Source organism: Methylobacterium sp. AC433, assembly GCF_979253015.1.
Genome location: NZ_CEEDBN010000018.1, coordinates 16,792 through 41,900 on the forward strand (window position 1 = coordinate 16,792; position 25,109 = coordinate 41,900).

The window sequence follows — 25,109 nt, forward strand, 5'->3', positions numbered from 1 at the left end:
AGATGGCGATCCGCGATCTCAGCTTCCCGGCGCCCTCCCTGAAGCGGCGCTTCCTCTGCGGCCTTGCGCAAGCCGCGGCCCTGCCCTTCGTCATCGCGCTCGCCACCGCGCAGTGGCTCGGCATCTTCGTGACCTACCTGCTGCTCACCGGCGGCGGGCTCGGGTTCTTCGGCGAGCTCGCCGTGCTGCTCCTGGTCTATATCGGCATCAACGCCGTGACGGCCTCGGTGGCGGTGGCGGCCAAGTGGCTAATCCTCGGGCGCACGAAGCCCGGGCGCTACCCGCTCTGGGGCGTGTACTATTACCGCTGGTGGCTGGCGCAGCGCCTGACGCCGCTGGTCCACATCAAGTGGCTGCAGGGCTCGCCCGCGATCGTGTTCTACCTGCGGCTGCTCGGCGCCGACATCGGCAAGGACGCGCTGATCTCCGACGCGGAGATCGGCGCGCCGGACCTTCTCAGCGTCGGCCCCGGCGCCTCGCTGGGCGGACGCCTCGTCATCGCGAACGCGGAGGTGGTGGGCGATGCGCTGATCATCGGCCGCGTCCGCATCGGCGCCGACGTCTCCATCGGCGCCTCCTGCGTCATCGGCCCCGACACGGTCATCGGCGACCATGCCGAGATCGGCGACCTCACCACCATCCCCACCGGGACGCGGGTGGGAGCGGCCGAGATCTGGGACGGCTCACCCGGGCGCAAGGTCGGCGAGGCCGATCCGGGGGCGCTCCCCGAACCGGCCACGGCCTCGCCCGGGCGTCGCTTCGCCTTCGCGGCCCTCTACACCTTCCTGCTGGCGGCGATCCCCGCCATCGGCCTGCTGCCGATCTTCCCGGCCTTCTACATCTTCGACCAGCTCAGCGATTCCCTCGGCGACATCACCGACATCGACTACCACTGGTACCTGCCGCTGCTGACCTGGCCGACCGCCATGCTGATGACGGCGGGCACCGTGCTGCTGATCGCGGCGATCCGCTGGCTGGTGCTGCCCCGCGTCTCCTCCGGCACCCACTCGATCTACAGTGGCTTCTACCTGCGCAAGTGGGCGGTGGCCCTGGCGGCGGAGGTGACGCTGGAGACGCTCTCCTCCCTGTTCGCCACCGTCTACATGCGGGCCTGGTACCGCCTGATGGGCGCCCGGATGGGGCAGGGGGCCGAGATCTCCACCAACCTCGCCGGGCGCTACGATCTGGCCGATATCGGCGCGCGCAACTTCATCGCCGACGAGGTGGTCTTCGGCGAGGAGGAGATCCGGCGCGGCTGGATGACGATGCACGAGGTCCGGACCGGCCCGCGCGTCTTCGTGGGCAACGACGCCGTGGTGCCGCCCGGCGCCGTGATCCCCGAGGACGTGCTCATCGGCATCAAGTCGAAGCCGCCGGCCAACGAACTGATGACGCCCGGCGACACCTGGTTCGGCTCGCCGCCGATCAAGCTGCCCTCGCGCCAGCGGGTCGATCTCGGCTCGAACGCCCAGACCTATGAGCCCGGCATCGGACCCAAGCTCCGGCGCGGCATCTTCGAGGCGTTCTCGACCTCGTTCTCGCCGATGCTGTTCATCACCCTCGCGATCTCGGCGATCGACTTCTACTTCTACCCGGCGATCCTGGCCCAGGACTGGACCGGCCTCGCGGTCAGCTTCGTGGCCGTCTCCGTCGCCATCGCCTTCATCCAGTCCTTCACGGTGATCGCGGTGAAGTGGCTGCTGATGGGCGCCTACAAGCCCGGCATGCAGCCGATGTGGTCCTGGTGGGCCATGCGCACCGAGGCCGTCGCGGTGCTCTACTGGGGTCTCGCCGGCAAGGTCCTGCTGGAGCACCTCGTCGGCACCCCGTTCCTGCCGTGGATGCTGCGACTCCTCGGGGTGAAGGTCGGCCGGGGGGTGTGCATGCTCACCACCGACATCACCGAGTTCGACTGCGTCACCATCGGCGACTACGCCACCATCAACCGCACCTCCGCCCTGCAGACGCACCTCTACGAGGACCGCATCATGAAGGTCGGCCGGGTCGAGGTCGGCCGGGGCGTCTCGGTCGGTGCCTTCTCGACGGTGCTCTACGACACCAAGGTCGGCGACTACGCCCGCCTGCGCCCGCTCACCATCGTCATGAAGGGCGAGTCGATCCCGGCCCATTCGGAGTGGGAGGGGGCGCCGGCGGTGCCGGTGGTGCACGCGCCGGCGTGAGAGTTGTCGCTGGATCGACGGCGACGACCTGTTAATCTGGTCAGTATGACCAGATCGTCGAAGTCGCCCGAGTCGTCGCCTCAACAGGGAACCTGGCCGTTGCAAGACGCCAAGGCGCGCTTCAGTGAACTCGTACGTCGTGTCCGCAGCGAGGGTCCTCAGCACGTCACGGTGCGTGGGCGCGACGAGGTGGTGGTGATCTCCGCCGAGGAATTCCGACGGCTCAAGGGCGATCGCGACGGCACGGTGCTGGTCGCCGCGATGCAGGCCGGGCCTTCCCAGGATGTCGACCTCGATCCACCGCGGACCGTCATGCCCGTGCGCGACGTGACCCTGTGACCGGCTGGCTTCTCGACACGAACATTCTCTCCGAGCTGCGCAGACCCAAACCGGAGCGGCGCGTGGTGGATTTCGTGGCCGGGCAGCCCCTCGATCGCCTCTATGTCAGCATGGCGACTCTCGCCGAGATCCGTTTCGGTATCGAATGCGTCGCGGATGTCGGCCGGCGTGCAGAACTCAATACGTGGCTGACCCAGAGGGTCCGGCCGCTGTTCGAGAACCGGGTTCTGGAGATCACGGAGGACGTGATGTTCACTTGGCGCCTCCTCGTCGAGGAGGGCCGCAAGGCGGGCCACACCTTCCCGCAGCCAGACCTGATCATCGCGGCCACGGCCCTCCTGCACGGATTGACGATCGTGACCCGGGATGTCGCGGATTACCGGAAGACCCGCGTGCCGCTGCTGAACCCCTGGACCGACGCTTGGCCTTGAACGATGCGATCCGTTATCCGCCATCGCCGCAGGGTCGCGGGAAGCCCAGCGAGCCCGCGGCGCGGCGCTTGCCTCACGCCGCCTCGGGCTTCGGGCCGAGGCGCTTGTCGAGGTAGGTGTCGACGGTCTGGGTCAGCTCGTCGACCTTGCCGTCGAAGAAGTGGTTGGCGCCCTCCACCATCTGGTGCTCGATGATGACGCCCTTCTGGGTTTTCACCTTCTCGATCACCGGCATGACCTCCCGGGCCGGGGCGACCCGATCCTCGGAGCCGTGCACGAACAGGCCCGAGGAGGGGCAGGGGGCCAGGAAGGTGAAGTCGTAGCGGTTGGCCATCGCGGCGATCGAGATGAAGCCCTCGATCTCGGGGCGGCGCATCAGCAGCTGCATGCCGATCCACGAGCCGAACGAGACGCCGGCGATCCAGCAGGCGCGGGCCTCCGGGTTCACCGACTGCACCCAGTCGAGGGCCGAGGCCGCATCGGAGAGCTCGCCGGTGCCGTGGTCGAACGCGCCCTGGCTGCGGCCGACGCCGCGGAAGTTGAAGCGCAGGGCCGCGAAGCCGCGATTGGCGAAGGTGTAGAAAAGATTGTACACGATCTGATTGTTCATCGTGCCCCCGAACTGGGGGTGTGGATGAAGCACGATCGCGATCGGCGCGCCCTTCTTCTTGGGGGCCTGATAGCGTCCTTCGAGACGGCCGGCGGGACCGGTGAAGATGACTTCGGGCATGGAAACCAACACTCCTGAGCGGATGACCCGGACGGGCATCGCGCGGGGGATCGCCGGCTCGGCGGGAACTCGCGCACATCCGACGCCTGAGCAAAGCCGTGAGGCGTGCCTTGACTCATCCGGCCACGAACCTAAAAGCGCTCTTAGAATAATTCTAGCTAACTAGAATCATTCTAAATAAGCGTCGGTCGAGCCAGCTTCGGACCGGCGCGTTCCCCGCACGATGGGCGACCGGAACACGTATCGTGTCCGCGCCTTAGCATGATCGTGGGGGGCAAAAGCAAGGATTTGTCGCTTTCGCCCTTGACGCCGCCAGTGGTTTTTCCCGGATGACCTCGCCCCGCGCCTACCTCGACCACAACGCGACCTCACCGGTTCGGCCGGAGGTGGCGGCTGCCGTGGCGCGGGCGCTCGGCTTGCCGGGCAACCCCTCGTCGATCCACGCGGAGGGCCGGGCGGCCCGGGCCGCCCTGGAGACCGCCCGGGACGCGGTGGCCCGGCGCGTCGGGGCGGGCGCGGGCCGCGTGGTGTTCACCAGCGGCGGCACCGAGGCCGCCAACGCGGTCCTGTCCGGTGCCCTGGTCCGCGCCGGCCGTCCGGCGCCGACGCGCCTGCTCATCGGCGCCACCGAGCACCCCTGCGTCTCGGCGGGCCATCGCTTCCCGGCGGAGGCCGTCGACATCGTGCCGGTGGGCGCCGCCGGCGTGATCGACCTCGACGCCCTGGAGGCCCTGCTCGCCCGGCATGCCGGGGCGGACGTGCTGATCTCCATCCACGCCGCCAACAACGAGACCGGCGTGATCCAGCCGCTGGCGGCGATCGTCGCGCTTGCCCGGGCGCATGGCCGCGCCCTGGTGCATACGGACGCCGTGCAGGCCATCGGCAAGATCCCCCTGGACATGGCCGCCCTCGGCCTCGACGCCCTCAGCCTGTCGGGCCACAAGTTCGGCGCGCCCAAGGGCGTCGGCGCCCTGGTGCTCGCCGAGGGCGTGACCCTGGATGCGGGCTTCCTGCGCGGTGGCGGCCAGGAAGCCCGCCTGCGCGGCGGCACCGAGAACCTGCCCGGCATCGTCGGGCTGGGGGTCGCCGCGGACCTCGCCGATCCCGCGCGGACGGACCGCCTCGCGGCCTTGCGCGACGGCATCGAGGACGGATTGCGCGCCTGCGCACCCGACCTCGTCGTGTTCGGCGCCGGCGCCCCGCGCCTGCCCAACACCCTGTGCTTCGCCGTTCCGGGGCTCGACGCCCCGACGGCGCTGATGCGGCTGGACCTCTCGGGCGTCGCGATCTCCTCCGGCTCGGCCTGCGCCTCCGGCAAGGTCGCGCGCTCGCCCGTGCTCATCGCGATGGGCGTCACCCCTGCGCTGGCCGCGGGGGCCCTGCGCGTGAGCCTCGGGTGGAACAGCACCGAAAGCGACGCAGCGCGGTGTCGCGCCGCCTGCGAACGCCTGGTGGAGACCCTATATCGACGGCAGGGGCACGCGGCGTGAGTACCGCCGTCCCAAGCCATCCGACCAACACCCGGTCCTTGACGCCGGGCATGTCAGGAGACGCATAATGCCTGCAGTGCAGGAAACCATCGACCGGGTCCGCTCGATCGACCTCGATCAGTACAAGTACGGGTTCGAGACCACGATCGAGATGGAGAAGTCCGAGAAGGGCATCTCCGAGGACGTGATCCGCTTCATCTCGGCCAAGAAGGACGAGCCCGAGTGGATGCTGGCCTGGCGCCTCGACGCCTACAAGCGCTGGCAGACCATGCAGGAGCCCGACTGGGCGCGGGTTTCCTACGACAAGGTTGACTACAAGGACATCTACTACTACGCCGCCCCGAAGCGTCCGGCGGCGATGTCGCTCGACGAGATCGATCCGGAAATTCTGAAGACCTACGAAAAGCTCGGCATTCCCCTGCGCGAGGTCGAGGTGCTGGAGGGCATCGCTCCCGAGCGCCGGGTCGCGGTCGACGCGGTGTTCGACTCGGTCTCGGTGGCCACCACCTTCAAGGCCGAGCTGTCGAAGGCCGGCGTGATCTTCATGCCGATCTCGGAGGCCATCCGCGAGTACCCCGATCTGGTGCGCAAGTACCTCGGCTCCGTCGTGCCCGTGACCGACAACTTCTTCGCGACCCTGAACTCGGCGGTCTTCTCCGACGGCTCGTTCGTCTACATCCCGCCGGGCGTGCGCTGCCCGATGGAGCTGTCGACCTATTTCCGCATCAACGAGCGCGACACCGGCCAGTTCGAGCGCACGCTGATCATCGCCGACAAGGGCAGCTACGTCTCGTACCTCGAGGGCTGCACCGCCCCGAAGCGCGACGACAACCAGCTCCATGCCGCCGTGGTCGAGCTCGTCGCCCTCGACGACGCCGAGATCAAGTACTCGACCGTCCAAAACTGGTACCCGGGCGACAACGAGGGCAAGGGCGGCATCTACAACTTCGTGACGAAGCGCGGCGATTGCCGGGGCGTGAACTCGAAGATCTCCTGGACGCAGGTCGAGACCGGCTCGGCCATCACCTGGAAGTACCCGTCCTGCATCCTGCGCGGCGACAATTCCCGCGGCGAGTTCTACTCGATCGCGGTGTCGAACGGCATGCAGCAGGTCGATTCCGGCACCAAGATGATCCATCTGGGCAAGAACACCACCAGCCGGATCATCTCGAAGGGCATCTCGGCCGGGCGCTCGCAGAACACCTACCGGGGCCTCGTCTCGGCGCACCGGAAGGCGACGGGCGCGCGCAACTTCACCAACTGCGACTCGCTGCTCATCGGCGACCAGTGCGGCGCGCACACCGTGCCGTACATCGAGTCGAAGAACTCATCGGCCCAGTTCGAGCACGAGGCCACCACCTCGAAGATCTCGGAAGACCAGATGTTCTACTGCCAGCAGCGCGGCCTCTCCAACGAGGAGGCGACCGCGCTCATCGTCAACGGCTTCGTCCGCGACGTGCTGCAACAGCTGCCGATGGAGTTCGCCGTCGAGGCCCAGAAGCTGATCTCGATCAGCCTCGAGGGCTCGGTGGGCTGAGCCGGCTCGACCACATCAGCGCGCACTTGCCCTCTCCCCTTCGCGGGAGAGGATGGCCCGCGAAGCGGGCCGGGTGAGGGGAGCGCACTTCCCGGAGAGGTCGCCCCTCTCCCGCCTACTCCGCAGGCACCCTCCCCCGCAAAGGGGGGAGGGTTCGCGATCCAACGCTTCGAGACTTAGGACGACCCTACAATGATCGAAATCAAGAACCTCGTGGTCGCCATCGAGGACAAGCAGATCCTCAACGGCCTCGACCTCACGGTGAACGACGGCGAAGTGGCCGCCATCATGGGCCCGAACGGCTCGGGCAAATCGACCCTGTCCTATGTCATCGCGGGCAAGGAAGATTATGAGGTCCTCGACGGTGAGATCCTGCTCGACGGCGAGAACATCCTCGAGATGAGCCCCGACGAGCGCGCGGCGTCGGGCGTGTTCCTGGCCTTCCAGTATCCGCTGGAGATCCCGGGCGTCGGCACCATGACCTTCCTCAAGGCGACCCTGAACGCCCAGCGCCGGGCGCGCGGCGAGGGCGAGCTCTCCACCCCCGACTTCATCCGCCGGGTGAACGCGGCGGCCGAGAAGCTGGAGATCAACAAGGACATGCTCAAGCGCGCCCTCAATGTCGGATTCTCCGGCGGTGAGAAGAAGCGCATGGAGATCCTGCAGATGGCCCTGCTGGAGCCGAAGTTCTGCGTCCTCGACGAGACCGATTCCGGCCTCGACATTGATGCCCTGCGCATCGTCTCCGAGGGCGTCAACGCGCTCCGCGCCCAGGGGCGCTCCTTCCTCGTCATCACCCACTACCAGCGCCTGCTGAACCACATCGTGCCGGACGTCGTCCACGTGATGTCGCAGGGCCGCATCGTGAAGTCGGGCGGCAAGGAGCTCGCCCTCGAGCTCGAGGCTTCCGGCTACGCCGAGTACCGGACGGGCGAGGCCGCCTGATCATGGCCGACATCACCCCCCTGCGCAGCGCGGCCGAGGCCGGGCTCTCCAAGCTCTTCGAAGCCACCAAGATGAAGTACCCCACGGGCGTCTCGATCGCCCGCGAGGAGGCGTTCCGCTACTTCGAGGCGGTCGGCCTGCCGACCCGCCGCGTCGAGGCCTTCAAGTACACCGACCTGCGCTCGGCCTTCCGTGACGCGGCCCATCCGGCCGAGATGCCCTCGGCCGAGGTCGCGCAGGCGGCCGTGGCGAGCGCCAGGGGCTTTGCCGGGATCGAGGCCGTGCGCCTCACCTTCGTCAACGGCCACCTGATCGAGGCCGAATCCGACCTCGGCCGGATTCCGGCCGGGGTCACGGTCACGCCGCTGACCCGGGCGCTCACCGAGGGCCATGCGCTCCTCGACCGGCTGACGCCGGTGCGCCAGGCCTCCGAGAACCCGATCTACCAGCTCAACACCGCCTTCCTGGCGGATGGTGCGCTGATCGCCGTCGAGCCCGGCGCCAAGGTCGAGACCCCGCTGCACCTGCGCTTCGTCGCCTCCGGCGCCCAAGCCTTCTCCACCGCCACCCGCGCCCTCGTGGTGCTGGGGGAGGGCGCCGAGGTCATGGTGCTGGAGAGCCACGAGGGGCCGGACGGCGTCGCCTACCAGCCCAACGACGCCCTCGACGTGACGGTGGCCGACACCGCCACCTTCCGGCACGCCCGCCTGAACGCCGAGGGTCGCGAGGCCGTGGCCCTGTCGACGCTCTCGGTGAAGCTCGGCGCCGCGTCGGCGGTGGAGACCGTCAACGTGGTCGTCGGTGGCGTGCTCTCGCGCCACCAGGTCTACCTGAACTTCGCCGGGGCCGACGGCCGCGCGGTGGTGAACGGGGCGGCCATGCTCAACGGCCGCCAGCTCGCCGACACCACCTTCCTGGCCGACCATGCCGCCACCGGCGGCGTCAGCCGCGAGCTGTTCAAGACCGTGGTGGACGGCGAGGCCACGGGCGTCTTCCAGGGCAAGATCATCGTCCAGCAGGCGGCCCAGCAGACCGACGGCAAGATGATGTCGGCCTGCCTCATCCTGTCCGACGACGGGCAGATGATGAACAAGCCCGAGCTGGAGATCTTCGCCGACGACGTCGCCTGCGGCCACGGCGCCACCTGCGGCGCCCTCGACGAGGACCTGCTGTTCTACCTGATGCAGCGCGGGCTGCCGAAGGCCCAGGCCGAGAGCCTCCTGGTCCAGGCCTTCCTCGGCGCGGCCATCGAGTCGGTCAGCCACGAGGGTGCCCGCGAGGCGCTGGTCGGTACCATCGAGGCGTGGCTCGCGGCGCGGGCCTGACAAAACCCTCCCCCTCCGCGGGGGAGGGTGGTCGCGGAGCGACCGGGAGAAGGGCCGCGCCACATCGAGACAAGGCGCTCGCTTCATCCGGCCGACTTCGCGAGCAACCTCTTCTCGCCTCGCTCCGCGAGGCGCCCGCCCCGCGAAGGGGGCGGATCGGACACGAAACAGGTCCACGCATGAACGCACCCGTCCCGAACACTCCCTACGACGTCCAGGCGATCCGGGCCGAGTTCCCGATCCTGTCGCAGAAGGTCTACGGCAAACCCTTGGTCTATCTCGACAACGCGGCCTCGTCGCAGAAGCCGCGCGCCGTGATCGACGCCATGGTGAACTGCATGGAGACGGGCTACGCCAACGTCCATCGCGGCCTGCACTTCATGGCGAATGCCGCCACGGAAGGGTTCGAGGGCGCGCGCGAGACCACGCGGCAGTTCCTGAACGCCGAGTCCACCGACGAGATCATCTTCACCCGCAACGCCACCGAGGCCTACAACCTCGTGGCCTCGTCCATGGCTCACGCCGGCCTGATCGGGGAGGGGGACGAGATTATCCTCTCGATCATGGAGCACCATTCCAACATCGTGCCCTGGCACTTCCTGCGCGAGCGGCGCGGGGCCGTGATCAAGTGGGCGCCGGTGGACGACCAGGGCAACTTCCTCGTCGACGCGTACGAGAAACTCTTCACGCCCCGCACCAAGATGGTGGCGATCACCCACATGTCGAACGTGCTCGGCACGGTGACGCCGGCCGCCGAGATCGTGCGGATCGCCCACGCGCACGGCGTGCCGGTGCTCCTCGACGGCGCCCAGAGCGCGGTGCACCAGCCCATCGACGTGAAGGCGCTCGATTGCGACTTCTTCGTCTTCACGGGCCACAAGGTCTACGGCCCCACCGGCATCGGCGTCCTCTACGGCAAGAAGGATTGGCTGGAGCGCCTGCCTCCCTACCAGGGCGGCGGCGAGATGATCCGCACGGTCAGCCAGGACAGCGTCACCTACAACGATCCGCCGCACCGCTTCGAGGCGGGCACGCCGGCGATCGTCGAGGCGGTGGGCCTCGGCGCGGCGCTCGAGTTCATGATGACGCTGGGCCGCGAGAAGATCGCCGCCCATGAGGCGTCCCTGCTCGCCTACGCCCAGGAGCGCCTCGGCGCCATGAATTCCCTGCGGATGATCGGCACGGCCCGGGACAAGGGCGGCGTCATCGCCTTCGAGATGAAGGGGGCCCATGCCCACGACATCGCCACCGTGATCGACCGCTACGGCGTGGCGATCCGAGCGGGGACGCACTGCGCCATGCCCCTCCTCACGCGCTTCGGCGCGACCTCCACCTGTCGCGCCTCGTTCGGACTGTATAACACCACCGAGGAAGTCGATGCCCTCGCCGAGGCGCTTGCCAAGGCCGAGATGATGTTCGCCTGAGGACCAGACCATGAGCGACGCAGCCATCACCGGCGGGGCCAACACCCCCACCATCGCGAGCGACTCGGCGATCCCGCCCGAGGAACTCGACCGCCTGACCGACGACATCGTGGTCGCCCTCAAAAGCGTCTACGATCCCGAGATCCCAGCCGACATCTACGAGCTCGGCCTGATCTACAAGGTCGACATCGCCGACGACCGCACGGTCGCCATCGACATGACCCTCACGGCACCGGGCTGTCCCGTGGCCGGCGAGATGCCGGGCTGGGTCGAGACCGCGGTGGCGGCGGTGCCGGGCGTGCAATCCTGCGCCGTCACGATGGTGTTCGACCCGCCGTGGGACCAGAGCCGGATGTCGGACGAGGCCCGCGTCGCGCTGGACATGTGGTAGCGGCGCGCGGGATCAGCCCTCGCTGGCGAGGTCCCGGCGCTGCAGGAAGGCGAGGCCATCGGATATGTCGGCCATCCCCGGCGTGGCGCCGATACCCGGACGATGATGACGGCCACCGGCCCTTCGATGGTCGCGGTCTCCCGAACCTGTCCGATTCGCCGGTCGAGCCGGGCCACCGGACCGTGCACGGACGGCCATGGACCCCGGGCCCCGCGATCCTTATCTTAACCGGGTTCTAGCACCCTCACCCGCCCGGGCCTTGAACCCGGCTGTCGGAGAGACATCATGGCATCGAAGTTCAAGGTCCTGTCGCTGACCGACGCGGCCGCAGACCGGATCAAGGCGATCATCGCCGATGCGGACCAGCCCATCGCGGGCGTCCGGGTCGGCGTGAAGAACGGCGGCTGCGCCGGCATGTCCTACACCATGGAATACGCCGAGGCGCAGAAACCGGGCGAGGACAAGGTCGAGGATCGCGGCGTCACCGTCTTCGTCGATCCGAAGGCGCTGCTGTTCCTGCTCGGGACGCAGATGGACTTCCAGACCAACAAGCTCTCGTCCCAGTTCGTGTTCAACAACCCGAACCAGACCTCGGCCTGCGGCTGCGGCGAATCCGTCGCGATCACTCCGGTGAACCCTGAGGCGGTCCACGCCAGCGCCTGACGCGCGGGGCGGACGCGGCGTCAGGCGACGCTCGACAGGTCCATGTCGGCGTCGTCGACCGTGCGGTTGCGGCCGTCGCGCTTGGCCCTGAACATGCACTGGTCGGCGCGCTCGAGCAGCGACACCGCCGTGTCGCCCGGGCGGTGCACCGCCACCCCGAGGGAAATCGTGATCTTGCCGAGCGACTCGCCGGTCGAGCGCTTCACCAATTCGCGCGCCATCACGCTGGTCCGCACCGTCTCGGCGAGGGCGTAGGCCGCCGCGCGGGAAGTGGCGGGCAGGAGCATGGCGAATTCCTCGCCGCCGAAGCGGGCGAGGACCGCGTGGGCCTTGACGTGCTCGCGCATGACAATGGCCACGAGGCGCAGCACCTGGTCGCCGGTGATATGGCCGTAGACGTCGTTGAAGCGCTTGAACGAATCGACGTCGATGACGATCAGGCAGGCCGGCGCTGCCGCGGAAGCTCCCTGTACCAGCCGGCACAGGCTGTCCTCGAAGTGCTTGCGGTTCGACAAGCCGGTGAGCGGATCGGTCAGGCTCTCCAGGCGCGTCGCCTCCAGGGTCTCGCGCAGGGTCTCGATCTCGCTCCGGCTCTCGCGCATCCGCGCCTCGAGGGTGCGGTTGTTGGCGGTGACCTCGCGGGTGGTCGCCACCAGGGCGGCGACGATCGAGTGCAGGCCGGCCGCGTTCGGAACGGCGCCGTCGAGGTCCCGCGTCAGATCCCGCAGCGATGCGTCGTACTGAGCGGTGGTGCCGAGGGAGAGGTCCAGCACCTCCATTACCCCCGCGATCTCCGACAGCACGCTGCTGCTCGCACGTTCGGTGGCGGCCGAGAGGCGCGAGGGATCGAGATAGGTCTCGTAGAGGCCGTCGACGTCCGCCTCGGTCAAGCGCCCCGAGGTCGCCGTCAGGCGCTTGAGGGCGTCGTTCATCCGCGGCTGCGTGCCGGCGACGTAGGCGTACCAGACGGCGTAGGCGCGCGGCTCGGCCGACGGGCCGTAATCGCGGATCAACGCGTTGGCGCGCTCGGCCAGCGCAAAGCTCCGTTCACGGTCGCCATGACTGCCGTCCATCGTTCGTCCAACCGTCCCATCCCTCCGGCCCGATTCCGGAGCGGAGCGTCCTCGCGTCGCCGCATCATGCAGAAACGATCGTGGAGATGCGGTTAAGCTCGGCGCGGACGCGCGCCTCGACGGACCGGTTTACTTCGAGGGCTTGACGACCACCGGACGCAGCAGGAAGGCCGGCACGTGCGAGCCGAGGCCGACCGGCGTCTCGCCCTCGTCCTCGTCGCCGCGGCGGCGTGGCGGGCGGCGCTCCTCGCGGGACCGCTCGGCGGTGCGCTCGGGACGGGGCGCCCGGTGCGAGGCCTGCGGCGCGGGGGCCGGGGCGAGATCCTGCACGACCTCCGTATCCGGCGCCGCGCGCTCGGACACGCCGCGGCGGGACGAGGAGCGCGTGCCGCGCCCATCCCGGCGACTCGCCCGCTTCGGCGCACGGTCCTCCGCCGCCTCCGGCCCGCTGCCGGCATCCGCTCTCAAGGCATCGTCCGAGCCGAGCAATTCCGACTGGGCAGGATCCGACACGGCCGGATTCGACATCGCCGGATTCGCCTTGGCGCTCTCGGCCCTGGTCCGCTCCGGACGGCCGCCCGACGCGGCGCGGCCTTCGGATCTGCGGCCTTCCGGCTTGCCGCGGCCCTCGCCGCCCCGGACCTGCCGGCCCGTCTTGCCGCGGTAGCGGGTGCGGGTCGACTCGCCGTCCGCGGAAGGCGCGGAATCCGGCACCGAGGCGAGGTCGCCCTCGGCCCAGGGAATCGGCTGGCCGATCAGGGCCTCGATGGCGTTCAGCGAGCGCTCGTCGGCGCGGCTGACCAGGGTGAAGGCGTGTCCGGCCCGGCCGGCGCGGCCGGTCCGGCCGATGCGGTGCACATAGTCTTCCGGATGGTGCGGCACGTCGAAGTTGAACACGTGGCTCACCGCCGGAATGTCGAGGCCGCGCGCCGCCACGTCGCTGGCCACTAGGAGCGGCACCTCGCCCGAGCGGAAGCCGTCCAGCGCGATGGTGCGGGCGCGCTGGTCCATGTCGCCGTGCAGGGCCGCCACGTTGAAGCCGTGGCTGGCCAGGGACTTCTGGAGCAGGGCCACGTCGCGCTTGCGGTTGCAGAAGATGATGCCGTTGTTCAGCTCGGCCTCGCCGCGGATGAGGCGGCGCAGAAGGTCGCGCTTCTCGTGCCCCTCGGAGCTGGTGGCCACGAGCTTCTGCACGATGGTCGCGGCGGTGGAGGCGGGCCGAGCCACCTCGATCCGCTGCGGCGTGTGCAGGAACATGTCGGCCAGCCGCTCGATCTCCGGCGGCATGGTGGCGGAGAAGAACAGGGTCTGGCGGGTGAAGGGCACCATCTTCACGATGCGCTCGATGTCGGGAATGAAGCCCATGTCGAGCATGCGGTCGGCCTCGTCGATGACGAGCAGCTCGACGCCGGTGAGCAGCAGCTTGCCGCGCTCGAAATGGTCGAGGAGCCGGCCCGGCGTCGCGATCAGCACGTCGGTGCCGCGCATCAGCTTGGCGTCCTGCTCCGCGAAGGAGACGCCGCCGATGATGAGCGCGACGTTGAGCTTGTGGTTGATGCCGTAGCGGTCGAAATTCTCCACCACCTGGGCGGCGAGCTCGCGGGTCGGCTCCAGGATCAGCGTGCGCGGCATGCGGGCGCGGGCCCGGCCGTTCTCCAGGAGCGTCAGCATCGGCAGCGTGAAGGCCGCCGTCTTGCCGGTGCCGGTCTGGGCGATCCCGAGGACGTCGCGGCGCGCGAGCACGTGAGGGATGGCCTGGGCCTGGATCGGCGTGGGCTCGGAATAACCGGCCGCCGTGACGGCCTGGAGGACCTTGTCGCTCAATCCGAGGTCGGCAAAAGACATATTCTATGAGAACCGTTGCGCGCGGGAATGGACCAACCGGCGCGGAGGACATCGACACGGCGACGGCTGGCATCAGGGGCGGCTTCGACACACGACCCGCCGCGCACCCGCGTTGCGGGGACACTTAGGGCCTTGCACGGCCTTGTCAATCGAGGGGAACCCGGTCAGGACGGCTTATCCGCAGGCCCGTTCGCCCGCGCACCATGACCCGGATCCCGGCCGAACCCCTTGGCTGGCCCCTTGGCCGGCCCCTTGCCTCGGCGGGTACGATCCCCGCCCTGGACCGAGGACCGAATTGCGCATCCTGCTCATCAACCCCAACACCACCGCCTCCGTCACCGACCTCGTGGCCGCCCATGTCCGGGCCATCGCCGGAGACGGCATCGCCCTGGTGCCCGCCACCGGACGGTTCGGGGCCCGCTACATCTCCAGCCGCGCGGCGGCGGCGATCGCCGGGCACGCCGCCCTCGACGCCTTCGCCGAACACGGGCACGGCTGCGACGCGGTCTACCTCGCCTGCTTCGGCGATCCCGGCCTCGCCGCCCTGCGCGAGGTCTCGCCGGTCCCGGTGGTCGGGATGGCCGAGGCCGCCTGCCGGGCCGCGAGCGCGGGCGCCCGGCCCTTCGGCATCGTCACGGGCGGCGTCCTGTGGGGGCCGATGCTGACGGAGTTCGTCGCCGGCCTCGGCCTCGGCGAGCGCCTGACCGGCGTGCGCACCGTCGCGCCCACGGGAGCCGAGATCGCCGCCGACCCGGAGGCGGCCCTCGGCCTCCTCGCCGCGGCCTGCACCGCCTGCGTCCGGGAGGATGGCGCCGAGGCGGTGATCCTCGGCGGGGCCGCCCTGGCCGGGCTCGCGGCGCGGATCCAGCCCGCCGTGCCGGCCCCGGTGCTGTGCTCGGTCGAGGCCGGCACCCGCGCGGTGCTGGCCGCCGCGGCCGGGGGAGGGCGCCCGGCGGAGGAAGCTCCGCCGCTCGCGAGTCTCGGCCTGCCGCCGGCGCTCGCGAATCTTCTGGCCCGTACCTGACGCCCCTCGCTTTGCGATGCAAAGAATCCGCTTGCATCGGCTTTGCAGGCCCATATACTCTGCGATGCAGAGTGAGGTATTCCCGATGACGGATCTCGACAAGGCCCTGGCCGACATCGTTGCCATCCGCGCGCAGCTGGGCCGCGGCAGCGCCTTCCGGGGGTACGGGGCGGCGGCCTTCGCGGCCACCGCCGGGCTCGCGCTCGCCACCGCCACGGCACAGACCCTCCTCCTCGACGACCCGACGGCAGCGCCGCTGCTCTACTTCGGCGGCTGGATCGCCACCGCCTTCGGCTCCCTCGGGCTGATCGGGTGGGAGATGTGCGCCCGTTCCCGCCGGCACAGCGGTGGCTTCGCCGACGGGATGATCCGGGACGCGGTGGAGCAGTTCCTGCCGGCCGGTGCCGCCGGCGCGCTCCTCGCCCTGGTGCTGGCGCGGGTCTCGCCCGAGAACCTGTGGATGCTGCCCGGCCTGTGGCAAGTGCTGGTGAGCCTGGGGATCTTCGCCGGCGCCCGGGTCATGCCGCGGGCGGTCGCCCTGGTGGGCGCCTGGTACCTCGTGGCCGGCCTCGCGGTGCTGGTGCTGACGGCCGAGAGCCATGCCCTGTCGCCCTGGGCGATGGGGCTGCCCTTCGCCGTCGGGCAGGGGCTGATGGCGCTGGTCGTCCGCCAGAGCACGGAGGCCACCGATGTCGCGGCCTGAGGCTGCCCCCTTCGCCTATGAGGGGCTGGACCGGGTCATCCACGAGAAGGCTCGCCTCGGCCTCCTCACCTCCCTGATCGCCCATCCCAAGGGCCTCGCCTTCGGCGACCTCAAGCGGCTCTGCGGGCTCACCGACGGCAATCTCAGCCGCCACCTCCAGGTTCTGCAGGAGGCCGGCCTCGTCGAGATCCGCAAGGGCTACGACGGCAACCGGCCCCAGACCACCTGCGGCCTGACCGCCGCCGGGCGCAGCCGTTTCCTCGACTATCTCGCGGTGCTGGAGCGCGTGGTGCGCGACGCCGCCGAGGCGGCCGAGCGCGCCCCCGAAGCCGCGGCCCAGCCGCAGCCGGCCTGATCCGTCCGCAGGCCTCGCCACTCTCCGACGCCCAAGATCCATCCTCCATTTGCCAGGAAACTTTACAATGCAAAGCACTCTGCAGGACCGAATTCATGTCGGCATCATCATGGACGGCAACGGCCGCTGGGCGACCGAGCGCGGGTCTCCGCGAGTGGCCGGCCACAGGGCCGGTGTCGCGGCGACCCGGCGGGTCGTCGCGGCGGCGGCCGGGGCCGGCATCGGCACCCTGACGCTCTACGCCTTCTCCAGCGACAACTGGCGCCGGCCGCCGGACGAGGTCACCGGCATGATGGGATTGCTGCGGCACTATCTCCAGACCGAGGCCGCGCGCCTGGCGCGGGCGGGGATACGCCTCAGCGTGATCGGCCGGCGGGATCGCCTGCCCGAGGGCCTCGCCGAGGCCATGGGCCGGGCGGAGCACCTGACTTCGGCCGGCACCGGCCTGCACCTGCGCATCGCGATCGACTATTCCGGCCGCGCCGCGATCCTGGCGGCGGCGGGCGCGCTGGCGGGCACGTCGGTGGAAACCGGCACGCCATCGGCCGCCGCCTTCGGGCGGGCGGTCAGCGGCGAGCCGATCCCGGACGTCGACCTCGTGATCCGCACCAGCGGCGAGCAGCGCCTCTCGGACTTCCTGTTGTGGGAGAGCGCCTATGCCGAGCTGCACTTCACGTCCACGCACTGGCCCGATTTCGGTCCGGAGGACCTCGCCGCCGCGCTCCGGGCGTTCTCCGGCCGGACCCGCCGTTTCGGCGGTCTCGCCGCGCCCGCCCGGGCCGCCTGAGACCCCGGGCTTCGGGGCCGGCAGCGCGGACGAGCCCTCGAGGCGCGCGGGGCGGGCGGCGCCCTCCTCGGTGCGCGTGCTCAGCGCCTGAGGTCGAGCGCCGTGCAGGGATCGAGGCGCGTGCGGGACGCCGCGGGGCCGATGGCGCCCGTGGTCTCGGGATCGGTGGCCGGGATCCGCGCCTCGCGCTGGCGATCCGGACCGCGCTCCACGGCGCGGGACAGGTAATGGGTGGCGCCGAAGGCGCACACCGCGACGACCAGGCCGACCTTGATCGCCCAGGGCAGCAGGGTCGCCGGGCGCGGCGGTTCCGCCGCCCCGCGCCCGAACTCCATCCTCGCCTCGCGGGCGAGCGCGTCCGCGGGCAGGTCGAGAGGGGGGCTAGGCAGGAGCATGGGCGCGATCGTCCGTCTGGCGGCGCGGACCCTGGCCGCGCGTCCCGAAGTCTCGCCCGTCATGGTTAAGGAGGACTTGCGCCAAGGGCGCTTCGAGACGGCGCCGCCCCGCGCCGGACGGCAATAAAACGTGAGATCGACCCGCAATCCGGCACGATCCTGCAGGCAATTGGGATCTGAAGAAAGTCTTGCGGCAGGTCTTGATTTCAACAGGTGAGGCCCAATGCCGGGATCACTTGTCTCTTGAGGATGTGCGTGATGGCACCGACGCACAAAGCTCGAAATGACCGATCGCTAACCTTTACCCTTCTTTGACATCTGGGGGCCTAATAGGTGGCCTTGTTGCAGGAAAGCGACAGACCTCGCGTCGGCCAGGGACTACAAGCGCGCCGGCTCTCGCCAACCAGGACCAGGTTAAACCCATGAAAAGACTGCTTCTCGCCTCCACCGTGCTCGCCGGCCTGACTGCCGTCGCTTCGGCCGCCGATCTTCCGCGCCGCGCGGCTCCCCCGGTGTTCGTGCCGGTGCCGGTGTTCACCTGGACCGGCTTCTACGCTGGTTTCAACGCCGGCTACGGCTTCGACGCCTCCAGCAACAGCCAGCCGACCGTCATCGGCGTGAACGGCGCCAGCACCCTGGTCCTGCCGGGCACCACCGCTGCCATCGCGTTCAGCAACGGCCAGAGCAACGACGGCTTCGTCGGCGGTGGTCAGGTCGGCTACAACTACCAGTTCACCCCGGGTTCGGGCGTAGTCATCGGTGTCGAGGCCGACGCCCAGTACGTCGACTTCGGTCGTGAGCGGAACCGCTTCTCCGCCACCGGCCCGCTGGCCGCCCAGCAGGTCTTCAACCCGGCCGGCGTCTCGGGCCTCGACTACTTCGGCACCGTGCGCGGCCGCCTCGGCTACGCCTTCGACCGCACCCTCGTGTACGGCACCGGCGGCTTCGCCTACGGTTCGGGCGGCGGCCGTGACTTCGGTCTGACCAACAGCAGCCGCGACGACTTCCAGACCGGCTGGGCTGCCGGCGGCGGTATCGAGTACGCGCTCCCCACCGACTCGTTCCTGAACTTCTTCAAGTCCTCGGCCGTCACGCTGAAGGTCGAAGGCCTGTACGTGAACCTCGACCGCGGCAACCGCAACAACGGCGTCTTCGCGGTCAACAACGCCGGCCAGGAAGTCAGCGTCACCAGCCCGGGTGTCGTGCTCGTCAGCGGCGGCCGCCAGGTCCGCGACACCGAGTTCGCCGTCGTCCGCGCCGGCCTGAACTACAAGTTCGGCTCCTACTAGGATCCGAACGGCCGCCCGCGCGACCGATCCGGTCGCGCGGGCTCGGGCCAACGAGAAAGCCCGGCCTCGCGGCCGGGCTTTCTCGCGTCTGGGGTCCTGTCCGAGCGCCCGTCGATCGCCCGCTTCTCCGGAATGCCGAAGGCGCGGGCGAGCGCGTTCTCAGATGTCGAGCTCGGCCCCGTCGGCGAAGGCGGCGCGCTCGGAGATGAAGGTGAAGCGGGCCTCGGGCTTGTTGCCCATCAGCCGCTCGACCGCGTCCCCGGTGGAGTCGCGGGCCTCGTCCAGCACCTCGACCCGCAGGAGCGTGCGCTTCTTGGGGTCCATGGTGGTCTCCTTCAGCTGCGCCGGCATCATCTCGCCGAGGCCCTTGAAGCGGCCGATCTCGACCTTGCCGTTCTTGAAGACCGTCCGGATCAGCTGCGCCTTGTGGTCGTCGTCGCGGGCATAGGCCGTCTTGGCGCCCTGGCTGATCCGGTAGAGCGGCGGGATCGCCAGGTAGAGGTGCCCGCGGTCGATGAGCTTGGGCATCTGCCGGTAGAAGAACGTGATCAGCAGCGAGGCGATGTGGGCGCCGTCGACGTCGGCGTCCGTCATGATGATCACCTTCTCGTAGCGGAGGTCCTCCGAGCGGTAGCCCGTGCCGGTGCCGCAGCCGAGCGCCTGGGTCAGGTCCGAGATCAGCTGGTTGGCGCCGAGCTTGTCCCGGCTCGCCGAGGCGACGTTGAGGATCTTGCCGCGTAAGGGCAGGATCGCCTGGGTGGCGCGGTCGCGCGCCTGCTTGGCCGAGCCGCCGGCCGAATCGCCCTCGACGATGAAGATCTCCGAGCCGGCCATGCCCGCCTTGGAGCAATCGGCGAGCTTGCCCGGCAGGCGCAGCTTGCGGGTGGCGGACTTGCGGGCGACCTCCTTCTCCTGGCGCCGGCGCAGGCGCTCCTCGGCCCGGTCGATCACCCAGTCGAGGAGCTTGTTGGCCTGGCCCGGGGAGGCGGCGAGCCAATGGTCGAAGGCGTCGCGGATCGCGGTCTCGACGATGCGCGAGGCCTCGACGGTGGCGAGCTTGTCCTTGGTCTGGCCCTGGAACTCGGGCTCGCGGATGAACACCGAGAGCATCGAGGCGCAGGTCGCCATGACGTCGTCGGTGGTCACCGCCGTCATGCGCTTGGCCTGGCCGACGCGCTCGGCATGCTCGCGCAGGGCTCGCAGCAGGGCGACGCGCAGGCCGCTCTCGTGGGTGCCGCCCTCGGCCGTCGGGATGGTGTTGCAGTAGGAGGCCGAGACGCCGTCGTCGGTCACCATCCAGGCGACGGCCCATTCGAGGGAGCCGTGTCCGCCGGGCTTGGTGATCTTGCCCGAGAAGATCGCGTCGGTGACGAGCTCCTTGCCCTCGAGGTCGCGGGCGAGATAGTCGCGCAGGCCGCCGGGGAAGCGGTGCACGGTCTCGGCCGGCACGTCGTCGAGGCCTTCGAGCAGGGCGGGCGCGCAGCGCCAGCGGATCTCGACCCCGCCGAACAGGTAGGCCTTGGAGCGCGCCATCTTGAACAGGCGGCGGGGGTCGAACTTCAGCGCCCCGAAGATCTCGGCGTCGGGGTGGAAGCGCACGCGGGTGCCGCGCCGGTTCTGCACCCGGCCCACGGTCTCCAGCGGCCCCTGCACGTGGCCGCGCGAAAAGGTCTGGCGGTAGAGGGTCTGGCTGCGGGCGACCTCGACCTCGAGTTCGTCCGAGAGGGCGTTGACCACCGAGATGCCGACACCGTGCAGGCCGCCCGAGGTCTCGTAGACCTTGGAGTCGAACTTACCGCCCGCGTGCAGGACGGTCATGATGACCTCGAGCGCGGACTTGTTCGGGTATTTCGGATGCGGGTCGACGGGGATGCCGCGGCCGTTGTCGGTGACGATGAGGTGGCCGCTCTCCTCCAGCTCCACCTCAATGAAGCTGGCATGGCCGGCCACGGCCTCGTCCATGGAATTGTCGATCACCTCGGCGAAGAGGTGGTGCAGGGCGCGCTCGTCGGTGCCGCCGATATACATGCCGGGGCGGCGGCGCACCGGCTCCAGCCCCTCCAGCACCTCGATGGTGGAGGCGTCGTAGCCGGCCTCCGCCGAGACGGGCGGCGGCGCGAGCGGCGCCACGGCGGCCTCGAGCTTGCGGCGCTCGGCGGCCTTCGGCGCGGGCGCCTTGCCGCCGGCGAATAGATCGCGTGCGGGGTCGCTCACCGGAGCGCCTCGCGCGGGTGATGGTGAGGCCGCGGGCTTCGCGGGCCGGATCGCAGAGGGAGACCGTGCAGCATTCGCCTTCATCCTCTCACCATACCGGAACAAACCGGAAACAGAAAGGGGTTCCCGCCTGGTGGAGCAGGGGCCGGAAGCCCCCGCCGCACAGGGCGTACCACCCCATGACATGGTATGGATGTGGTTAAGAAGGCCTGACGGTGGCGTGATCGGTGGATCGTTGCGGAACGCGCGTCCCTCCCGCGCCCCGCCTCAGGTCCCGACGCGGCCGCCGCCGCGGCGGGTGATCGTCAGCACGGCGGGCCGGGGCGGCATCGACGGGTCGAAGTCGGGCCAGCGCGTGGCGGGCGCCTCGAAGGTGGCGGGCACCGCCTTCGGGTCCTCCTCGTCGGCCTCGCCGGGATGCTGGACGGCGACGAAGAAGGTGGTGTCGTCCGGCGTGAAATAGGGGCCGCACATCTCGGCGCCGTCGGGCACGCGGAAGAAGTGCTTGCCGGTGCCGCGGCCCGGCCCTTCCGTCTCCACCGCCCAGATGCCGTCGTTGCGGCCGGTGCGCGAGGGCGCGTTGCCGTCCGTGGCGACCCAGAGCCGGCCGAGGCCGTCGACCGAGCAATTGTCCGGCATGCCGAACCAGCCGTTCGCCGTGGTGGCCGACGAGAAGGTGGCGCCCACCGCCGCGACGCTCGGATCGCCGCAGCGGACCAGGATCTCCCAGGTGAAGCCGGGGGCGGCATGGTCGCCGTCGTCGGGGGTGAGCTCGACGATGTGGCCGAAGCGGTTGTCGGCGCGCGGGTTGGCGGCGTCGACCTGGTCGGCCTTGCGCTTCCCGTTGTTGGTCAGCATCACGTAGACCTTGCCGGTCTTCGGATTGGCCTCGACGTCCTCGGGCCGGTCCATCTTGGTGGCCCCGAGGCGGTCGGCGGCGAGCCGGGCGCCGATCACCACGTCGGCCTGGCCGTGGAAGCCGTTCCCGGGCGTCAGCGGCCCCTGGCCGAACACCAGCGGCAGCCAGGTGCCGCGCCCGTCGGCGTCGAAGCGGGCCACGTGCAGGGTGCCGGAATCGAGGAGGTCGCGGTCGCCGCTGTCGGCCCGGCCCTCGGTGACGAACTTGTAGACGTAGTCGAAGCGCTCGTCGTCGCCCTGGTAGATCACGTACTGGCCGCCCTTGGCGACGATGCCCGCCGCGCCCTCGTGCTTGAAGCGCCCCAGCGCCGTGCGCTTCTTCGGGGTCGAGGTCGGGTCGAACGGGTCGATCTCCACCACCCAGCCGAAGCGGTTGGGCTCGTTGGGCTCCTTCGAGACGTCGAAGCGCTCGTGGAAGCGGCCCCAGGCATAGGCGCTGGCCGGCAGGTTGAACCGCTTGTGGTTGGCGGCCTCCGGCGAGCTCTCGGCCAAGGCGCCCGAGAAGTAGTAGTTGATGTTCTCCTCGCAGGTCAGCCAGGTCCCCCAGGGGGTCGTGCCGCCGGCGCAATTGTTGATCATCCCGAGGACCGCCCGGCCGCCGGGATCGGCCGCGGTCCGCACCCGGTCGGTGCCGGCGGCCGGGCCGGTCAGGACCATCGGCGTCGCGGCCGTAAGGCGGCGGGCGTAGCGCGAATCCGGCACCACCGCCCATTTGCCGTCCTGCCGGCGGATCTCGATGACCGAGCCGCCATGGGCCGCCATCTCGATGTCGACGAGTTCCCGGGTCATGCCCTTGAAGGCGACGGCCTTGATGTCCTGGCGGCCGAGGCCCGGGAACATCAGCTCCTCGTTGGTGTATTCGTGGTTGACCACGAGGAGGCCGTGCGCCGCCGGGTCGGCCGCCCCCGGCATAGGAAAGTAGCCCACGAAGTCGTTGTTGTAGCCGAACTGCTGGCTCTGCGCGGCCGCCGTCTGGTTGCGCGGGTCGAAGGCCGGCGCGCCGGGCAGCACCGGGTCGCCCCAGCGGATCAGGATCTCGGCGTCGTGCCCGGCGGCGACGTGATGGTGCGCGTCCGATCCGGCCTCGATCTCGGCGAAGGGGAAGCGGGTGTCGGGGGCTTCGGCGGCCTGCGCCGCCCCGGCGGCCAGGGCGCGGGGCGTCACCACCGCCGCGATGGCGCCGACGCCGAGCAGCCCGCGCAGGAGGTCGCGCCGGTCGAAGCGCGCCGCGACGATGTCGCCGAAGGTCGGGTTGGCGCTGCCGTTCGACCCGCGATCCTCCGCCGCCTCCGCGGCCTGCGAGCGGGTTCGCGTCGGTTCGGTCATGCGTCGGGTCCGTGAAGGCGGGTGGCAAACTCTTCCGCTAGCCGGCACGCATGGCACCGGTGTGACAGCGCCCTCGGTGTCAGAAGCGGTAGGCCGTCCGGCAGGCGCCCCAGTGCCGGCCCTGGACGCGGATGGGCGCGTCGACCTCGCGCACCATGACGATGCGGTCGCCGACCTCGCGGCGATAGACCTGGACGGTGGCCGGGCGGGTGGAGCGCGCCGCGGTGATGCCGGTGCGGTCGTCGAAGATGCGCCGGTTGCGGCTGTGGGCGTTGTTCCAGACGGGGTCGCCGGGCCGCTGCGGCTGCGACACCGCGCGGTTGTGCACCGGCACGTAGCCGTTCCGGTCGGCCACGATGCAGAACATCATCGCCGGGTCCTCGGCGAGCGGCGCCTCCAGCACCGGGCGCAGCAGGCGCTCCAGGGCCTCGACCGAGCGGGTCGTGAACTGGCGCGGGTTGGTGTCGAGCACCGCCACGTAGTCGGTGTCGAACAGGAGGGCGGGGGAGAGGCGCCCGGCGGCGATCTCGGCCTGCATCAGGCCGCCGATGCGGCCGGCGAGGCCCTGGGCCCGGGCGACCAGGGGGGCGTACTCCGCCTGGATCGCCCCGAGCCGGTCGGCGAGCCTCGCGTCCGTTCCGGCATCGAACCCGTCGAAGGCGCAGTGCAGACCCATGGGGCTCACCGCCGCCACCCGCGCCCGGACGGCGCCGATCGAGGCGATGTCGAGGTCGAGGCTCTGGCCGGCGGCGATCTCCGGCCCGGCCTCGGGCCGGCCCAGCAGGGCGCCGCCGGCACTGAGGTCGATGGTGCGGGTGCGCGCGCCACCGCGGATCTCCACCGTCAGGTCGGCCGGGTAGCGATCGGCCCGGCGCCGGTCTCCGATCTCGTTCTGGCGGATCACGGCGACGAAGCGGCGCCCGAGGCCGGCGGCCTCCTCGGCGGCCTGGCCGGCCGCGCTCTCCATGGCCTCGGCCCGTCGATCGAGGGCGACAGTGGCCGCGCTGGTCTCGCCGGCGCCGGCGCTCACGTCCGCGATCAGGCCCGCCGTGCGCGTGGCCTCCGAGACCACGTGGGTGACGATCCCGACCTGCTGGTCGACGATGCCCCGCACGGTGCCGAAGGCGGGCCGGACCGCCTCGATCGCCTCCGCCGCCGCGCCGATAGCCGCGCTGGAGGCGGTCGCCCCCTCGCGCAGCCGCGCGATCCGGCTGCGGACATCGTCGGCCGCCCGGGCGGTCTCCACCGCGAGGGCCTTCACCTCGGCTGCCACGACGACGAAGCCGCGGCCCGCCTCGCCGGCCCGGGCCGCCTCGATGGTGGCGTTCAGCGCCAGCAGGTTGGTCTGGCGCGCCACCGTCGAGATGGTGTCGACGATGCTGGCGATCTCGTTGCCGGCCGTCGCCAGGGCGCCGATCAGGGCCCGGGCCTCGGCGCCCCGGCTGCCCGCTTGGTCGAGATGCCCCGAGGCCTGGTCCATCGCGTCGGTGATGCGCGTCGAGACCGTGGACAGGCCCTCGGTCCGCCCGGTGAAGCCAGCGCTCGCCGCGCTCGCCGCCTCCGCCGCCGCGGCGAGGTGACTCATGCGGGCGCGGATGGCGGCCAGCCCCGCCTGCATGTCCACGATCTCCGTGCGCGTGACCGCGATGGAATCGCCGACATTGCCGATCGCCTTGAGGACGTCGCTCTCGATCGCGTCCAGCACATCGCCGTGGCCGGCCTGCG

At 70.3% G+C, this 25,109-nt stretch carries 21 protein-coding genes and 1 pseudogene; 15 read left to right on the top strand and 7 right to left on the bottom strand.

The features are described 5' to 3' along the window. Positions 1 to 77: 77 nt before the first annotated feature. From AC0IWM_RS20355 to AC0IWM_RS20365, 3 genes and pseudogenes are all read left to right on the top strand, one after another. Positions 78 to 2,180: pseudogene (locus tag AC0IWM_RS20355) on the top strand (Pls/PosA family non-ribosomal peptide synthetase); the annotation flags it as partial. Positions 2,181 to 2,225: 45 nt separating this feature from the next. Continuing rightward, positions 2,226 to 2,519, top strand: coding sequence for a type II toxin-antitoxin system Phd/YefM family antitoxin (locus AC0IWM_RS20360; protein WP_471757968.1), 294 nt, complete (start codon positions 2,226 to 2,228; stop codon positions 2,517 to 2,519). Beyond that, positions 2,516 to 2,950 (top strand): PIN domain-containing protein, encoded by a 435-nt coding sequence (locus tag AC0IWM_RS20365; RefSeq protein WP_471757970.1) that lies wholly within the window; start codon positions 2,516 to 2,518, stop codon positions 2,948 to 2,950. The genes AC0IWM_RS20360 and AC0IWM_RS20365 overlap by 4 nt, the downstream gene beginning before the upstream one ends. A gap of 73 nt (positions 2,951 to 3,023) precedes the next feature. On the opposite strand, the gene AC0IWM_RS20370 is transcribed toward AC0IWM_RS20365, so the two are convergent. Next, the gene (locus tag AC0IWM_RS20370) at positions 3,024 to 3,680 is read right to left on the bottom strand and encodes an alpha/beta hydrolase (RefSeq protein WP_056186925.1); all 657 of its coding nucleotides are present in this window, start codon (positions 3,678 to 3,680) and stop codon (positions 3,024 to 3,026) included. Between the two features lie 329 nt (positions 3,681 to 4,009). On the opposite strand from AC0IWM_RS20370, the gene AC0IWM_RS20375 reads away from it, so the two are divergent. From AC0IWM_RS20375 to AC0IWM_RS20405, 7 genes are all read left to right on the top strand, one after another. Then, on the top strand, positions 4,010 to 5,170 hold the full coding sequence (locus AC0IWM_RS20375; RefSeq protein ID WP_471757972.1) for a cysteine desulfurase family protein: 1,161 nt from the start codon (positions 4,010 to 4,012) through the stop codon (positions 5,168 to 5,170). Positions 5,171 to 5,237: 67 nt separating this feature from the next. Further along, complete coding sequence (gene sufB / locus AC0IWM_RS20380; RefSeq protein WP_056469500.1) at positions 5,238 to 6,707, top strand: Fe-S cluster assembly protein SufB; 1,470 nt, start codon at positions 5,238 to 5,240, stop codon at positions 6,705 to 6,707. 192 nt (positions 6,708 to 6,899) lie between these two features. Beyond that, the gene (sufC, locus tag AC0IWM_RS20385; RefSeq protein ID WP_056469498.1) at positions 6,900 to 7,652 is read left to right on the top strand and encodes a Fe-S cluster assembly ATPase SufC; all 753 of its coding nucleotides are present in this window, start codon (positions 6,900 to 6,902) and stop codon (positions 7,650 to 7,652) included. A gap of 2 nt (positions 7,653 to 7,654) precedes the next feature. Continuing rightward, on the top strand, positions 7,655 to 8,977 hold the full coding sequence (gene sufD, locus AC0IWM_RS20390; RefSeq protein ID WP_471757974.1) for a Fe-S cluster assembly protein SufD: 1,323 nt from the start codon (positions 7,655 to 7,657) through the stop codon (positions 8,975 to 8,977). Positions 8,978 to 9,156: 179 nt separating this feature from the next. Beyond that, positions 9,157 to 10,401, top strand: a complete 1,245-nt coding sequence (locus AC0IWM_RS20395) for a cysteine desulfurase (protein WP_471757976.1) — start codon at positions 9,157 to 9,159, stop codon at positions 10,399 to 10,401. A gap of 10 nt (positions 10,402 to 10,411) precedes the next feature. Next, positions 10,412 to 10,792 (top strand): SUF system Fe-S cluster assembly protein, encoded by a 381-nt coding sequence (locus AC0IWM_RS20400; RefSeq protein WP_056469487.1) that lies wholly within the window; start codon positions 10,412 to 10,414, stop codon positions 10,790 to 10,792. A gap of 285 nt (positions 10,793 to 11,077) precedes the next feature. Beyond that, positions 11,078 to 11,455: a HesB/IscA family protein gene (locus tag AC0IWM_RS20405; protein ID WP_471757978.1), complete on the top strand. Its 378-nt coding sequence runs from the start codon at positions 11,078 to 11,080 to the stop codon at positions 11,453 to 11,455. A 20-nt stretch (positions 11,456 to 11,475) separates the two neighbouring features. Here the strand turns inward: AC0IWM_RS20405 and AC0IWM_RS20410 are convergent, their stop codons facing one another. Then, the gene (locus AC0IWM_RS20410) at positions 11,476 to 12,528 is read right to left on the bottom strand and encodes a GGDEF domain-containing protein (protein ID WP_471757980.1); all 1,053 of its coding nucleotides are present in this window, start codon (positions 12,526 to 12,528) and stop codon (positions 11,476 to 11,478) included. A 129-nt stretch (positions 12,529 to 12,657) separates the two neighbouring features. After that, a complete protein-coding gene (locus tag AC0IWM_RS20415; RefSeq protein WP_471757982.1) occupies positions 12,658 to 14,373 on the bottom strand; it encodes a DEAD/DEAH box helicase in 1,716 nt (571 codons plus the stop codon). Between the two features lie 295 nt (positions 14,374 to 14,668). Between AC0IWM_RS20415 and AC0IWM_RS20420 the strand changes: the two genes are divergently transcribed. From AC0IWM_RS20420 to AC0IWM_RS20435, 4 genes are all read left to right on the top strand, one after another. Continuing rightward, complete coding sequence (locus tag AC0IWM_RS20420; protein ID WP_471757984.1) at positions 14,669 to 15,397, top strand: aspartate/glutamate racemase family protein; 729 nt, start codon at positions 14,669 to 14,671, stop codon at positions 15,395 to 15,397. 85 nt (positions 15,398 to 15,482) lie between these two features. Then, complete coding sequence (locus AC0IWM_RS20425; protein ID WP_471757986.1) at positions 15,483 to 16,100, top strand: hypothetical protein; 618 nt, start codon at positions 15,483 to 15,485, stop codon at positions 16,098 to 16,100. Continuing rightward, complete coding sequence (locus AC0IWM_RS20430; protein WP_471757988.1) at positions 16,087 to 16,455, top strand: transcriptional regulator; 369 nt, start codon at positions 16,087 to 16,089, stop codon at positions 16,453 to 16,455. Before AC0IWM_RS20425 ends, AC0IWM_RS20430 begins: the two co-directional genes overlap by 14 nt. A gap of 67 nt (positions 16,456 to 16,522) precedes the next feature. Then, the gene (locus tag AC0IWM_RS20435) at positions 16,523 to 17,242 is read left to right on the top strand and encodes a di-trans,poly-cis-decaprenylcistransferase (RefSeq protein WP_471757990.1); all 720 of its coding nucleotides are present in this window, start codon (positions 16,523 to 16,525) and stop codon (positions 17,240 to 17,242) included. 80 nt (positions 17,243 to 17,322) lie between these two features. Here AC0IWM_RS20435 and AC0IWM_RS20440 read toward each other — a convergent pair whose 3' ends face one another. Continuing rightward, complete coding sequence (locus AC0IWM_RS20440) at positions 17,323 to 17,637, bottom strand: hypothetical protein (protein WP_471757992.1); 315 nt, start codon at positions 17,635 to 17,637, stop codon at positions 17,323 to 17,325. A gap of 422 nt (positions 17,638 to 18,059) precedes the next feature. Here AC0IWM_RS20440 and AC0IWM_RS20445 point away from each other — a divergent pair, with 422 nt between their 5' ends. Further along, positions 18,060 to 18,926 (top strand): outer membrane protein, encoded by an 867-nt coding sequence (locus tag AC0IWM_RS20445; RefSeq protein ID WP_471757994.1) that lies wholly within the window; start codon positions 18,060 to 18,062, stop codon positions 18,924 to 18,926. Between the two features lie 159 nt (positions 18,927 to 19,085). Here the strand turns inward: AC0IWM_RS20445 and parE are convergent, their stop codons facing one another. The 3 genes from parE to AC0IWM_RS20460 all read right to left on the bottom strand — a co-directional run bounded on the left by parE (position 19,086) and on the right by AC0IWM_RS20460 (position 25,089). Next, positions 19,086 to 21,140, bottom strand: a complete 2,055-nt coding sequence (gene parE, locus AC0IWM_RS20450; RefSeq protein WP_471757996.1) for a DNA topoisomerase IV subunit B — start codon at positions 21,138 to 21,140, stop codon at positions 19,086 to 19,088. 267 nt (positions 21,141 to 21,407) lie between these two features. Further along, positions 21,408 to 23,384: a PhoX family protein gene (locus tag AC0IWM_RS20455; RefSeq protein ID WP_471757998.1), complete on the bottom strand. Its 1,977-nt coding sequence runs from the start codon at positions 23,382 to 23,384 to the stop codon at positions 21,408 to 21,410. A gap of 79 nt (positions 23,385 to 23,463) precedes the next feature. Continuing rightward, positions 23,464 to 25,089: a methyl-accepting chemotaxis protein gene (locus AC0IWM_RS20460; RefSeq protein WP_471758000.1), complete on the bottom strand. Its 1,626-nt coding sequence runs from the start codon at positions 25,087 to 25,089 to the stop codon at positions 23,464 to 23,466. Positions 25,090 to 25,109: the final 20 nt, after the last annotated feature.

Bases quoted from the DNA above. Each gene is read 5' to 3' on its own strand.
- AC0IWM_RS20430 (WP_471757988.1), top strand. From the start codon at position 16,087: ATGTCGCGGCCTGAGGCTGCCCCCTTCGCCTATGAGGGGCTGGACCGG.
- AC0IWM_RS20375 (WP_471757972.1), top strand. From the start codon at position 4,010: ATGACCTCGCCCCGCGCCTACCTCGACCACAACGCGACCTCACCGGTT.
- AC0IWM_RS20455 (WP_471757998.1), bottom strand. From the start codon at position 23,384: ATGACCGAACCGACGCGAACCCGCTCGCAGGCCGCGGAGGCGGCGGAG.
- AC0IWM_RS20415 (WP_471757982.1), bottom strand. From the start codon at position 14,373: ATGTCTTTTGCCGACCTCGGATTGAGCGACAAGGTCCTCCAGGCCGTC.
- sufD (WP_471757974.1), top strand. From the start codon at position 7,655: ATGGCCGACATCACCCCCCTGCGCAGCGCGGCCGAGGCCGGGCTCTCC.
- AC0IWM_RS20440 (WP_471757992.1), bottom strand. From the start codon at position 17,637: ATGCTCCTGCCTAGCCCCCCTCTCGACCTGCCCGCGGACGCGCTCGCC.
- AC0IWM_RS20405 (WP_471757978.1), top strand. From the start codon at position 11,078: ATGGCATCGAAGTTCAAGGTCCTGTCGCTGACCGACGCGGCCGCAGAC.
- AC0IWM_RS20395 (WP_471757976.1), top strand. From the start codon at position 9,157: ATGAACGCACCCGTCCCGAACACTCCCTACGACGTCCAGGCGATCCGG.
- AC0IWM_RS20410 (WP_471757980.1), bottom strand. From the start codon at position 12,528: ATGGACGGCAGTCATGGCGACCGTGAACGGAGCTTTGCGCTGGCCGAG.
- AC0IWM_RS20425 (WP_471757986.1), top strand. From the start codon at position 15,483: ATGACGGATCTCGACAAGGCCCTGGCCGACATCGTTGCCATCCGCGCG.
- AC0IWM_RS20400 (WP_056469487.1), top strand. From the start codon at position 10,412: ATGAGCGACGCAGCCATCACCGGCGGGGCCAACACCCCCACCATCGCG.
- sufB (WP_056469500.1), top strand. From the start codon at position 5,238: ATGCCTGCAGTGCAGGAAACCATCGACCGGGTCCGCTCGATCGACCTC.
- AC0IWM_RS20360 (WP_471757968.1), top strand. From the start codon at position 2,226: ATGACCAGATCGTCGAAGTCGCCCGAGTCGTCGCCTCAACAGGGAACC.
- AC0IWM_RS20435 (WP_471757990.1), top strand. From the start codon at position 16,523: ATGCAAAGCACTCTGCAGGACCGAATTCATGTCGGCATCATCATGGAC.
- AC0IWM_RS20370 (WP_056186925.1), bottom strand. From the start codon at position 3,680: ATGCCCGAAGTCATCTTCACCGGTCCCGCCGGCCGTCTCGAAGGACGC.
- AC0IWM_RS20445 (WP_471757994.1), top strand. From the start codon at position 18,060: ATGAAAAGACTGCTTCTCGCCTCCACCGTGCTCGCCGGCCTGACTGCC.
- sufC (WP_056469498.1), top strand. From the start codon at position 6,900: ATGATCGAAATCAAGAACCTCGTGGTCGCCATCGAGGACAAGCAGATC.